The sequence below is a fragment of the Mycobacterium tilburgii genome (genome assembly GCF_902168065.1).
GTDB lineage: Bacteria > Actinomycetota > Actinomycetes > Mycobacteriales > Mycobacteriaceae > Mycobacterium > Mycobacterium tilburgii.
The window spans coordinates 37504-49408 of record NZ_LR655713.1; the positions used below are offsets into that span (position 1 = coordinate 37504).

Consider the following 11905-nt stretch of genomic DNA (forward strand, 5'->3'; position numbering starts at 1 on the left):
GGCGCAGCGCCCGATGATTCGCGCCGGTGACGATGCAGAGCGTCGTGATGAGGAGGAACGGCGCCCGATGATTGTCGTCCTGTTCGATCCCCGTCGTCCCTCGCTGGTGCCCGTTGAAGCCGTCGAGCATCTGACCGGCGAGATCCAGTACACCGAAGAGATGCCCGTCGCGGTGCCCTGGTCATTGTCGTCCGCCCGTCCGGTGGACACCGGCGAGGATGCCCCGGTGCTGCTGTCGTCGGACCCTGACCATCCCGCCGTCACCGCCCGGCTGGCCGCCGGGGCCCGACTAATCTCGGCGCCGGAGACGCCCCGTGGTGAACGCCTGGTCGACGCCGTCGCGATGATGGACAAGCTGCGTACCGCGGGGCCCTGGGAGAGCGAGCAGACCCACGACTCGTTGCGCCGGTACCTCCTCGAGGAGACCTACGAGCTGCTGGATGCGGTGCGCAGCGGCAACGCCGACCAGCTGCGCGAAGAGCTGGGCGACGTGTTGTTGCAGGTGCTTTTCCACGCCCGCATCGCAGAGGAGGCGCCGCAGTCGCCGTTCGACATCGACGCCGTCGCCACCACACTGATGCGGAAGCTGGGCAATCGGATGCCGGGAGTGCTTGCCGGCCAAACGATTTCACTCGAAGAGCAGCTGGTGCAGTGGGAGCAGCGCAAAGCGGCGGAAAAGCCCCGCATGTCGGTGATGGACGACGTGCACACCGGTCAGCCGGCGCTGGCGCTGGCGCAGAAGGTGATTGCGCGTACGCGTGTGGCCGGGCTGCCCGCCGACCTGATTCCCGGCGAGATCACCTCGATTGCAGTGGACGGCGATGTCGATGCGGAAAGCTTGCTGCGCACAGCCGTTTTGGAGTTCATGGACACGGTTCGCGCTGTCGAGCGGTCGATCGCCGCGACGCGGCGCGGGGACAGCGTGCCCGAGGAGTTCGACGTGGTGCCGCTGGGCGCGGTCACCGAGCAGGAGTGGCGCGAGCACTGGCCCGCCGACAACCTCGACGACAGGCCAGCCGGGGACTCCGAGGCTGCCGGCCAGGCCGACGGCGAGATCGGGGGCGGCACCGACGAGATCGATCCCGAGACCGACGAGCCCGGCCACACGGCCGAAGAACCGGCCGACGATGCGCCCAAAGCGTCCAACCGGTCCGGCAAAGACCCCAAAAAGGCGCGCAGTCGCGACTGACGCGGGTTCGATCACCTTCACAGGTTTGCTGGACAGCGATCCCCGTAATGTCTGCCGTCGGCTACGGCGGTCCCGGGTAATGTGGCTTATGAGTTGGCGAATCCCGGTAATCGGCAGCGACCGCGCTTTGCTAGCCATGATCGTCGCCAAGCTAACGCTTCATTTGGCGAGACTCGGGCTCACCGGCTCAAAGAGACCGGTTACGGCGGAAGATCATGGGACGATAATCAGTGGGTGACGTTGGTGTAGGCGAAGTTGAGGGGAGCGTGGTGTCGCCGAGGCGTTGGTTACGGACGGCCGCCGTGATCGGCGCCACCGCCATGCTGATGGCCTCCAGCTGCACCTGGCAGCTTAGCATTTTTATTCCCGCGGGCGTGCCGCCGCCGTTCGGGGATCCGGTGCCATCGGTCGACACGCACGCCAGCGGTCGGCCCGCGGACCAGTTGCGCGCGTGGGCAATCCCGCGGGCCGCGGCCCTGGAAATCCCGCTCATAGCGCTGGAGGCGTACGCCTACGCCGCCCGGGTCGCCGAGGTCGAGAACCCGAAGTGTCACATTGCCTGGACCACCCTGGCCGGCATCGGCCAGGTCGAAAGCCACCACGGCACCTACCGGGGGGCGACGCTGTCGCCGAATGGGGATGTCAGCCCGCCGATCCGGGGTGTCCAGCTCGACGGCACCGGGGGCAACCTGCGCATCGTCGACGCCGACGAGAACAGCACCGGCAGCGAGCCCGCGCTCGCCCGTGCCATGGGGCCGATGCAGTTCATCCCGGAGACCTGGCGGTTGTACGGGGTTGACGCTCACAACGACGGCCGGGTCAGTCCGGACAACATCGACGACGCGGCCCTGGCGGCCGCGGGTTATTTATGTTGGCGCGGAAAAGACCTAGCGACCCCCCGGGGGTGGGTCACCGCGCTGCGAGCCTACAACAACTCCGGCGTGTACGCGCGCGCCGTCCGGGACTGGGCCACCGCTTACGCGGCCGGCCACCCGCTGTAGAAGGATGGTTTGCGACCGAGGCTTTAGGCCGGGGCCCGTAGAGGGCTGGCCCGGAGCGGCGCCATCAGCAACGAGTCAAGTTCAAGCAAGGAGATCCTAGTGCCGATTATCGAGCAGGTCGGGGCCCGCGAGGTCCTAGATTCCCGCGGTAACCCCACGGTCGAGGTCGAGGTCGCCTTGATCGACGGGACTTTTGCCCGGGCGGCGGTGCCGTCCGGCGCGTCGACCGGGGAGCACGAGGCCGTCGAACTCCGCGACGGCGGCACCCGTTACGGCGGCAAGGGTGTGGACAAGGCGGTGCAGGCCGTCCTCGACGAGATCGGCCCAACGGTGATCGGCCTCAACGCCGACGACCAGCGTCTGGTCGATCAGGCGCTGGTGGACCTCGACGGCACCCCCGACAAGTCTCGGCTGGGCGCCAACGCGATCCTGGGCGTGTCGCTGGTGGTGGCCAAGGCAGCGGCCGACTCCGCCGCGCTGCCGCTGTTCCGCTACCTGGGCGGGCCGAACGCGCACATCCTTCCGGTGCCGATGATGAACATCCTCAACGGTGGCGCCCACGCCGACACCGGGGTCGACGTCCAGGAATTCATGGTCGCGCCGATCGGCGCGCCGAGCTTCAAAGAGGCGCTGCGTTGGGGTGTCGAAGTATACCACTCGCTGAAGTCGGTGCTGAAGAAGCAGGGTCTGAGCACCGGGCTCGGCGACGAGGGCGGTTTCGCCCCCGACGTCGCGGGCACCAAGGCGGCGCTGGACCTGATTCTGACCGCGATCGAAGCGACCGGCTTCAAGACGGGGTCCGACGTGGCCCTGGCACTGGATGTGGCCGCGACCGAATTCTTTACCGGCGAGGGTTACAGCTTCGAAAACGAGACCTGCAGCGCCGAGCAGATGGCCCAATTCTACACCGGCCTGCTGGACAGCTACCCGTTGGTGTCCATCGAGGACCCGCTATCCGAGGACGACTGGGACGGCTGGGTGGCGCTGACGTCGGCCGTGGGCGACCGCGTGCAACTGGTCGGCGACGACCTGTTCGTCACCAACACGGAGCGTTTGGAGGAGGGCATCGAACGCGGAGCCGGCAACGCGCTGTTGGTCAAGGTGAACCAGATCGGCACGCTGACCGAGACACTCGATGCCGTCGCGCTGGCGCACCACAGCGGATACCGCACGATGATGAGCCACCGCAGCGGCGAAACTGAGGACACCACCATCGCCGATCTGGCGGTCGCGGTGGGCAGCGGACAGATCAAGACCGGCGCGCCCGCGCGCAGCGAGCGGGTGGCCAAGTACAACCAGTTGCTGCGCATCGAGGAGGCACTGGGCGACGCGGCCCGCTACGCTGGCGACCTGGCCTTCCCGCGTTATGCATTGGATGTGAAATAGCTTGGCAGCCAACGGAAAACGCGGATAGGTCGGACATGCCCGACGCGAAACGGCCGGATCCGAAGCGCCGCTCCCCGGCATCACGCCCGGGGAAAGCGGGTGAGTCGGTCCGGCGCGGACGCGCCGCCAAGCCGTCGTCCAAGCCGTCACGTTCGGCGAAGGTGGCGCAGAACGCCTCGACGGCCCGGACCACCGTCGAGCACATCATCGAACCTATCAAGCGCCAGATCACCGAGTCGCTGGAGCAACGGTCCGAGCAGCGGCTGGGTTTCACCGCCCGGCGCGCGGCGGTGCTGGCCGCGGTGGTCTGCGTGCTGACCCTGACCATCGCGGGGCCGGTGCGGACGTACTTCGCTCAGCGCACCGAGATGGCCCAGCTGTCCGCCAGTGAGGCGGTGCTGCGCCGTCAGATTGCCGATTTGGAGCAGAAGAAGGTCAAGCTCGCCGACCCGGCCTACATCGCGGCGCAGGCCCGCGAGCGGTTGGGTTTTGTGATGCCGGGGGACACGCCCTTCCAGGTGCAGCTGCCGCCGACCGCGGCCGCGGCGCCGCAACCCGGAGACGAAACGTCGCGGCCGGCGAGCAACGCCCCGTGGTATTCGTCGTTGTGGCATACCATCGCCGACGCGCCGCACCTGCCGCCGGCCGCCCCGCCACCGGCCGAACCCGGACCGCCCGTGCCGGCACCGCCGGATGCACCGAAGCCCACGGTGCCCGGTGGTTGAGCGTGCAGACCTGGAAGCGGTGGCACGCCAGTTGGGACGTGAGCCGCGCGGTGTGCTCGAGATCGCCTATCGGTGCCCCAACGGTGACCCCGGCGTGGTGAAGACTGCGCCGAAACTGCCTGACGGTACGCCTTTTCCGACGTTGTACTACCTGACGCATCCGGTGCTGACCGCCGCGGCGAGCCGGCTGGAGTCCACGGGGCTGATGCGGTACATGACCGAGCGCCTGAAAACCGACCCCGAGTTGGCCGCCGCGTATCGGCGCGCGCACGAGTCGTATCTGGCCGAGCGGGACGCGATCGAGCCGCTCGGGACGACGTTCTCGGGTGGCGGCATGCCGGATCGAGTGAAGTGCCTGCATGTGCTGATCGCGCATTCGCTGTCCAAAGGGCCCTGGGTCAATCCTTTTGGTGACGAGGCGCTGGCGCTGCTGGCCGCCGAGCCGGCCATGGCCGGGGTATTGGACGGAGAGTTGTGGCGTTGAAAGCGGCGGGTGTGGACTGTGGCACCAACTCGATTCGGTTGCTGATCGCCGACGTTTCCGACGGGAAGCTGTGTGACGTGCACCGCGAGACGCGGATCGTGCGACTGGGTCAGGGCGTCGACGCGACGGGTCAGTTCGCGCTGGAGGCGATCGAGCGGACCAGGGCCGCGCTTTCCGACTACGCGAGCCTGATGAAAACCCATGGCGTGCAGCGTGTTCGGATGGTAGCCACGTCCGGCGCCCGCGACGTCAGCAATCGCGACGAGTTCTTCGCGATGACGGGGGAGGTGCTGGACACCGTGCTGCCCGGCGCGGTGGCTGAGGTGATCAGCGGCGCCGAGGAGGCCGCCCTGTCCTTCCGCGGGGCTGTCGGTGAATTATACTGCGCACGAGTACCTTTCGTCGTCGTCGACCTGGGAGGCGGTTCCACCGAGATTGTGCTGGGATCCGACGACGTCGTGGCGAGCTACTCCGCCGACATCGGCTGCGTCCGGCTGACCGAGCGCTGCCTGAATTCGGATCCGCCGACCCCGGCGCAAGTGGAGGCGGCGCGGCAGTTCGTCCGCGATCGGCTCGCTCCCGCGCTGCAGGCCGTGCCCGTCGAGCGAGCGCGGACCTGGGTGGGGCTGGCCGGCACGCTGACCACACTGTCGGCGTTGGCCCACAACATGACGACGTATGACGCTGCCGCCATCCATCTTTCGCGGGTCGCCGGCGCCGATCTGCGGTCGGTGTGCGAGCGGCTGATCGGCATGACCCGGTCCGAGCGAGTGGCGCTCCCGCCGATGCATGAGGGCCGTGCCGACGTGATCGGCGGCGGCGCGATAGTGGTGGAGGAGTTGGCGCGCGAGTTGCACGCCCGGGCCGGCATCGATGAGCTGACCGTCAGCGAACACGACATCCTCGACGGCATCGTGCTGTCGATTGCGCGGTAGCGGATTTCGGTGTGCGGTGACGGCGGCCTCACCCGGCGTGTCGCCGCCGCGGCGAACATTCAGACTTCGAACCGGTAGCCCATACCCGATTCGGTGACCAGGTGTTTGGGATGGGGCGGATCAGCTTGATACCGATGAATGTGGCGACGATGTTGCCCAAGCCGTAGATGGTATAGGTTGCGGCTGAGTAGCTTCGCTGCGGCTTGGTGTGTACCGAACACCGCGCAGCGCCAACGGAATCAGGGCAACGATGACGATCGCGTTGAAGATGACCGCGGACAGGATCGCCGATTGCGGGTTGTGCAGCCGCATCACGTTTATCAGGTCCAGGTCGGGGAAGACCGTCACGAACATCGCCGGGAGGCGATGTTATTGGCGATGGAGAACGTGGTCAACGCGCCCCGGGTGATCAGCAATTGCAATTGCTTGCCGATCTCGACGATCTCGATCAGCTTGGTGGGGTCGGAGTCCAGATCCACCATGTCGTCGGCATCTTTGGCCGTCGAGGTACCGGTGTTCATCGCGACGCCGACGTCGGCCTGCGCCAAGGCCGGGGCGTCGTTGGTGCCGTCACCGGTTATCGCCACCAGGCGTCCGTCCTGCTGCTCCTTCTTGATCAGTATCATCTTGTCTTCGGGCGTGGCCTAGGCGAGGAAGTCGTCCACCCTGGCCTCTTCGGTCGATTGCCTTGGCGGTCAACGGGTTATCCACGGTGACCATCACCGCGCGTATGCCCATCAAGCGCATCGCGTCGAAGCGTTCGCGCATGCCCTGCTTGACCACGTCCTTGAGATGGATGACGCCGAGCACCCGGGCTGACGCGGAACCGTCGTCTCCGTCCACCTGGCCGACCATCAGCGGGGTGCCACCGGCGGCGGAGATGCCGTCGACGATCTCACCGAGTTCGGTCGGGACGGTGCCGACGTGGCTGCGGACCCACTCCGAGACGGAGTTGGCCGCACCCTTGCGCAACTGGTCGGTCATCGACGTCCACATCCGACATTCGGGTGGTCGCACTGAATTCCACCCACGAGGCGTTCGCCAACTCGCCCGGCGTGCGCGCGCAGGCCGAAGGCGTCCTTGGCGTACACCACGATGAAACGGCCCTCGGGGGTCTCGTCGGCGAGGCTGGACAACTGCGCGGCGTCGGCCAGGTCCGCGTGGGTCACTCCGGACACTGGAATGAATTCGGACGTTTGACGATTGCTAAGCGTGATGGTTCCCGTCTTGTCCAACAGCAGGGTGTTGACGTCGCCGGCCGCTTCCACCGCGCGGCCCGGCCAGCACGTTGCGTTGCACTAGGCGATCCATGCCGGCGATACCGATCGCCGACAGCAGCGCGCCGATAGTGGTCGGAATGAGGCACACCAGCAACGACATCAGCACGATGCCGCTGATGCCGTCGGAGCTCAGCGCCGAGGTGTCGGGGACACCGGGTTGTTCACCTTGGAGTAGATCGCCAGGGGCTGCAGCGTGGCGACCGCGAAGACGAAGATGATGGTCAGCGCGGCCAGCAGGATGTTTAGCGCGATCTCGTTGGGTGTCTTCTGCCGGTTGACGCCCTCGATAAGGGCGATCATCTCGTCCACAAAGCTCTCGCCGGGTTTCTGGGTGATCTTGACGACGATGCGGTCCGAGAGCACGGTGGTACTGCGGTGACCGCGGAACGGTCGCCGCCGGACTACCGGGTCCGACTCGCCGGTGATGGCCGACTCGTCAACAGACGCAATGCCTTCCACCACATCGTCGTCGCCGGGGATGACCTCGCCTGGGGTGACGACCACGACGTCGCCCTGTTGCAGCAGCGGTGCCGGGATCTCCTCGATCGAGGCTGCCGCCGTGGTGCCGGGGCGTCAGCCGATGATACGGCGCGCGATGGTATCGGCTTTGGACTTGCGCAGGGTGTCGGCTTGTGCCTTGCCGCGGTCCTCGGCGACAGCTTCGGCGAGGTTCGCGAAAAGTATTGTCAGCCACAGCCAGAACACGGTGAGCAAGCTGAACCAGGTGCTGTCGCGATAACAAGCACCGTCGACCAGATGGCGCCTATCTCGACGATGAACATCACCGGGTTGCGCCACAACGTGCGCGGATCGAGCTTGCGCAGCGCGTCCGGCAACGACTTCAGCAGGGCCGGGTCGAGCAGGCCGCCCTGAAGTCTCTCCCCGGGTGCGTGTGCGGAAGGCCGGCGGAGGCGGGAATCCGTTACGGTGGTCACTTTCAGTGCATCCCTTCAGCGAGCGGCCCGAACGCGAGCGCGGGCAGGAAGGTGAGGGCAACCAGAATCACGGTCACGCCCACGACCAGGCCAATGAACTGCGGCCTATGTGTCGGCAGCGTGCCGCTCGATTCGGGTGCCATGCCCTGGTGCGCAAGCGAAACGGCCAGCGCGAGAACGAGGATCATCGGCAGAAAGCGGCCGAAGGCCATCGCCAACACCAACGCGGTGTTCCACCACACCGTGTTGGCCGACAGGCCCGCGAACGCGGAGCCGTTGTTGTTGGCTGCGAGGTAAAGGCATACAGCACCCGGACAATCCGTGCGGTCCGCTGTTGGCCATGCCGGCGCGCTCGCCCGGTAGCGCCATGGCAATGGCGGTGACGAGCAGCACGATCAGCGTGGTGATCAGGAACTCGGTGAGGTCGTACCCGGCTGTGTGGGATCCGGCCTGTACGGTATCTTGATTCTCGCGGTCATCACGGTGTTTGTCGCCGGGTTGATGGTCGGCCGGACACCGGAATACCTCGGCAAGAAGATCAACCTGCACGAAATGAAGCTGTCCTCAGGCTATTTGCATGTTGAACATCGTCATCATGCTGCCCAGGCTGGTGTAGGAGTCGTGGGTGGAATCAATTGCGCCGGTTGAGGTCAGGGTGGTGGCATCGGCGAAAATCGCCGAATCGGCGACGCCGAAGCGTTGCTCGACACCCTCGTAGGAGGCGCCGGTCGCGGTAGGCACCGCGCCGTGGTGCTGCAGCTGGAACAGCATCATGAACGTGACGCTGAGTAAGGCCAGCACGCTAACCACCGCGGCGATCGCGTAACCCTGCTTCTTGCGGTTTACCATGCGACCGAAGGTGCGTGGCAGCGAGAAGCTGATGACCAGCAGCAGGAAGATATCGACCCAGTCCACGCCTGTCGAGGTGGCACTCACTAGAAGCGCTCCGGGTACATCAGCGCGGCGCCCAGTAACAGGGCCACCCGGACGGACAGGATGAGTCCACGGTGTTGGCGATGTTCATGAGCCCAGCCTCAGCGTCAGGCCGAGTGCGACGAAGACCGCCGTAGTCAGCACGAGGTAAATCACCACGGACATGTTTGTCTTTCGTTCGATGAGCGATTGATTCCAGACAGTTCTCGGGCACCAGTGACCGGCCTCAGTGAGAAGGCCACGACCGAGGCTAAGCTCGCCAGCTAACCGTAAAGCTTTCCCTTAACGCTTCCTTTACGGGTTGGCCGCCACTTTGATGAATTCCTTACCCTTGTTGACCGCGTCCCGCGGCAACCATGGCTCAACCGCAGGGTACCGTCAGTCGGGAGTCGGGCCGTCGATCATCGGAAGACGCACGCGGAACACCGTTCGACCGTTGGTGGATTGGGCGTCCACCGAGCCGTGATGAGCCTTCACGATCGAACTGACGATGGCAAGGCCCAGCCCGATACCGGCGCTGTCCGACTGGGAGGCGTCGCCGCGCACGAAGCGCTCGAACAGCCGCGGCAGCAAATCCGGATCGATGCCGGGTCCGTCGTCGGTGACGGTGAGTTCCGCATACGGCGCGGCGGGATCGTCACGGCGACAGACGATTGCGGTGGTCACTGTCACACCGGGCGGGGTGTGCAACTGGGCGTTGTTTAGCAGGTTGCTGAGCAGCTGGTGCAGCCGCGCGTGGTCACCGCGCACCCAAACGGGTTCTTCCCGAAGGTTTTTGCGCCAACGATGGGTGGGTGCGGCGACCGCGATGTCGTTCACCGCGTTCACGGCGAGGTCAGCCAGATCGACGTCTTCATTCTGCAGATCCTCGCCTTCGCCGAGGCGGGACAGCAGCAGCAACTCTTCAACGAGCAGGGCCATGCGGCGCGCTTCGGATTCGATGCGCGCCAACGCGTACTCGGTGGTGGGCGGCAACGCCGAACTGTCCTGACGGGTCAGCTCGGCGTAGCCCTGGATCGCCGCCAGCGGGGTCCGCAGCTCGTGGCTGGCGTCGGTGAGGAACTGCCGCATGCGCATGTCGGAATCGACGCGGTGCGCCAGGGCGCTATCGACGTTGTCCAGCAACCGATTCAGCGTGTGCCCGACGATACCCACCTCATTGTCCGGGTCGGTGTCTTCCGCTCGGACCCGAACGCTGATCCGGTGGTCGTCCCCGGTGAGCGGCATCGCGGCAACTTCCGCGGCGGTCGCTGCAACTCGGCGCAGCGGGCGAAGGGTGTAGCCGACCAGCCACGCGGTGAGGCCGGCGGTGAGCAACAGGGCGACCGCGACGAGCACGGTGGTGGTGATGTATTTGCGGGCGATGATCTGGTCGGCGAGTTGCACCGACATCCCGACGATCAGCAGGTCGGATCCTTCGACTCGGCTGTCGACGCGGTAGGCGCCCAGGCTGCCCAGCCGGATGGTGCGTGGCGGCCCATCGGTCCAGGACTGCGCCTCGATCGCCTTGACGACGTCCGGCGGCGCGGGTTTGGGTTCGTCCTCGGAAAACACCGCCGTCCCGATGACCACGCCGTCATGCACGATGGCGATCAGGTTTCCCGGTGTCTGCCCGGTGAACTCGAGCATCGCCTGCGGCACCGGCGGGGTTCGCCGGTGCGCCGAGGTGTGTTCCCCGTTATGGTACCGGTTATACGAATTACTAAGTGCGTCAAGTGATTCGGCGACATCAGCGTCGCTGATTGCGGTGACGTAGCCGCGCAGGCTGAGCACCGAGACCACGCCGACGGTCACCAAGACCACGGTGACGACTGTCAACACGCCCAGCAGTAGTTGACGGCGCAGCGACCGGGGGAACCACGATGGAGTATTGCGGTGACCTGTCATTCCGGCGGCCGCAGCATGTATCCAACGCCGCGGACGGTGTGGATCATCGGCTCACGCCCCGAGTCGATCTTCTTCCGCAGATACGAGATGTACAGGTCGACGATGCTGGTTCGCCCGGCGAAATCGTAGTTCCACACTCGGTTGAGGATTTCGGTGCGGCTCAGCGCGCGGCGCGGGTTGCGCATCAAGAAGCGCAACAATTCGAACTCAGTGGACGACAGCGCGATTACGGTGCCGTCGCGGGTGACCTCGCGGCTGGCCGTGTCGAGCCGAAGGTCGCCGACCTTGAGGGCTTCCGCGGCCGGCGGAGACTGCTGGCTGGACCGGCGCAGTAACCCGCGCAGTCGCGCAACCAGCTCCTCCAGGCTGAACGGCTTGGTCATGTAGTCGTCGGCGCCCGCGGTGAGGCCGGTGACCCGGGCCATGACCGAGTCGCGGGCGGTGAGAAACAGCGTGGGGGTGTAGACATCCGATTCACGGATACGCTGCAGGATCCGCAGACCATCCATGTCGGGAAGCATGATGTCGAGGACGAGCACGTCGGGGTTAGACCGTTCGAATTTGGCCAGTGCTTCGCGACCGTTGTGGGCGATCTCCACCACCCAGCCCTCGTAGTGCAACGCCATTTTCACCAGATTGGTCAGCGCCGGTTCGTCGTCCACCAGCAAAACTCGGATCGGTGAGCCGTCGGCCCGATAGATCCTGGGGAGTTGCCCGAGAATAGCTTGACGGGGTCGCTGGTTACCCGCGTTACCCGTGTACCCCGGCGTTGCTGTCACGTCCGTTGATCCTCGCAAAGCGCTTATGTGCTTGTCACAAACCTCATATCTACCTCACATCTTTCGCCGCGCTCGGGTGGGTGCCGTCGGGGTCACCCGGGCCGGTGTCCGGTGACCGCGGTAGCGCGGATCCGGTTCCCCGGGCAAACATGATCAAGGAAACGGCCGCGTAACAGACAACGAGGCAGCACACCGTGTGGTGTGCTGCCTCGCTTGAAGTTAGGTGGTGTCAGGCCCAACTGGACCCGACGGCGCTGTCGGTGCTGGCCATGTTGTTGCCCGCGGTCTGCACCTTCTGCCCGTGCTGGTTGGCCTGCTCGTAGATCACCTGGAAGTTCCGGCCCAACTGGGTAATGAACTCCTGGCAAGCC

9 protein-coding genes and 5 pseudogenes are annotated in these 11905 nt (G+C 65.8%); 7 read left to right on the forward strand and 7 right to left on the reverse strand.

Annotated elements, in window-relative coordinates:
- Nucleotides 1-67 precede the first annotated feature (67 nt).
- The 6 genes from FQ389_RS10985 to FQ389_RS11010 all read left to right on the forward strand — a co-directional run bounded on the left by FQ389_RS10985 (nt 68) and on the right by FQ389_RS11010 (nt 5720).
- Nucleotides 68-1189, forward strand: coding sequence for a nucleoside triphosphate pyrophosphohydrolase (locus FQ389_RS10985; protein WP_144207549.1), 1122 nt, complete (start codon nt 68-70; stop codon nt 1187-1189).
- Between the two features lie 269 nt (nt 1190-1458).
- The gene (locus FQ389_RS10990) at nt 1459-2190 is read left to right on the forward strand and encodes a lytic transglycosylase domain-containing protein (RefSeq protein ID WP_144207552.1); all 732 of its coding nucleotides are present in this window, start codon (nt 1459-1461) and stop codon (nt 2188-2190) included.
- A 99-nt stretch (nt 2191-2289) separates the two neighbouring features.
- Nucleotides 2290-3576 carry a phosphopyruvate hydratase gene (gene eno / locus FQ389_RS10995; protein ID WP_144207555.1) on the forward strand — a complete coding sequence of 429 codons (1287 nt, stop codon included), beginning with the start codon at nt 2290-2292 and terminating at the stop codon, nt 3574-3576.
- Nucleotides 3577-3611: 35 nt separating this feature from the next.
- Nucleotides 3612-4301: an FtsB family cell division protein gene (locus tag FQ389_RS11000; protein ID WP_144207559.1), complete on the forward strand. Its 690-nt coding sequence runs from the start codon at nt 3612-3614 to the stop codon at nt 4299-4301.
- Nucleotides 4294-4785: a DUF501 domain-containing protein gene (locus FQ389_RS11005; protein WP_144207562.1), complete on the forward strand. Its 492-nt coding sequence runs from the start codon at nt 4294-4296 to the stop codon at nt 4783-4785. Before FQ389_RS11000 ends, FQ389_RS11005 begins: the two co-directional genes overlap by 8 nt.
- Nucleotides 4782-5720 (forward strand): Ppx/GppA phosphatase family protein, encoded by a 939-nt coding sequence (locus FQ389_RS11010; protein ID WP_407662846.1) that lies wholly within the window; start codon nt 4782-4784, stop codon nt 5718-5720. The genes FQ389_RS11005 and FQ389_RS11010 overlap by 4 nt, the downstream gene beginning before the upstream one ends.
- Nucleotides 5721-5779: 59 nt before the next feature.
- Here the strand turns inward: FQ389_RS11010 and FQ389_RS19900 are convergent.
- The 3 pseudogenes from FQ389_RS19900 to FQ389_RS22425 form a co-directional block, all read right to left on the reverse strand.
- A pseudogene (locus FQ389_RS19900) lies at nt 5780-5881 on the reverse strand (DNA-binding response regulator); the annotation flags it as partial.
- Nucleotides 5839-7935: pseudogene (kdpB, locus tag FQ389_RS22420) on the reverse strand (potassium-transporting ATPase subunit KdpB); the annotation flags it as partial. The pseudogenes kdpB and FQ389_RS19900, both read right to left, overlap by 43 nt.
- Nucleotides 7936-7937: 2 nt before the next feature.
- Nucleotides 7938-8349, reverse strand: a pseudogene (locus tag FQ389_RS22425) (potassium-transporting ATPase subunit KdpA); the annotation flags it as partial.
- Nucleotides 8350-8373: 24 nt separating this feature from the next.
- Here FQ389_RS22425 and FQ389_RS22430 point away from each other — a divergent pair.
- Entirely contained in the window at nt 8374-8583 is a 210-nt protein-coding gene (locus FQ389_RS22430) for a potassium-transporting ATPase subunit KdpA (RefSeq protein WP_407662847.1), read from the forward strand.
- On the opposite strand, the pseudogene FQ389_RS19935 reads toward FQ389_RS22430, so the two are convergent.
- The 4 genes and pseudogenes from FQ389_RS19935 to FQ389_RS11050 all read right to left on the reverse strand — a co-directional run.
- A pseudogene (locus tag FQ389_RS19935) lies at nt 8503-8844 on the reverse strand (potassium-transporting ATPase subunit KdpA); the annotation flags it as partial. The gene FQ389_RS22430 and the pseudogene FQ389_RS19935 overlap by 81 nt on opposite strands.
- 402 nt (nt 8845-9246) lie before the next feature.
- Nucleotides 9247-10755, reverse strand: coding sequence for a sensor histidine kinase (locus FQ389_RS11040; protein WP_144207574.1), 1509 nt, complete (start codon nt 10753-10755; stop codon nt 9247-9249).
- Nucleotides 10752-11534 carry a response regulator transcription factor gene (locus tag FQ389_RS11045; protein WP_144207577.1) on the reverse strand — a complete coding sequence of 261 codons (783 nt, stop codon included), beginning with the start codon at nt 11532-11534 and terminating at the stop codon, nt 10752-10754. The genes FQ389_RS11040 and FQ389_RS11045 overlap by 4 nt, the downstream gene beginning before the upstream one ends.
- 229 nt (nt 11535-11763) lie before the next feature.
- Nucleotides 11764-11905: pseudogene (locus FQ389_RS11050) on the reverse strand (type VII secretion protein EsxI); the annotation flags it as partial.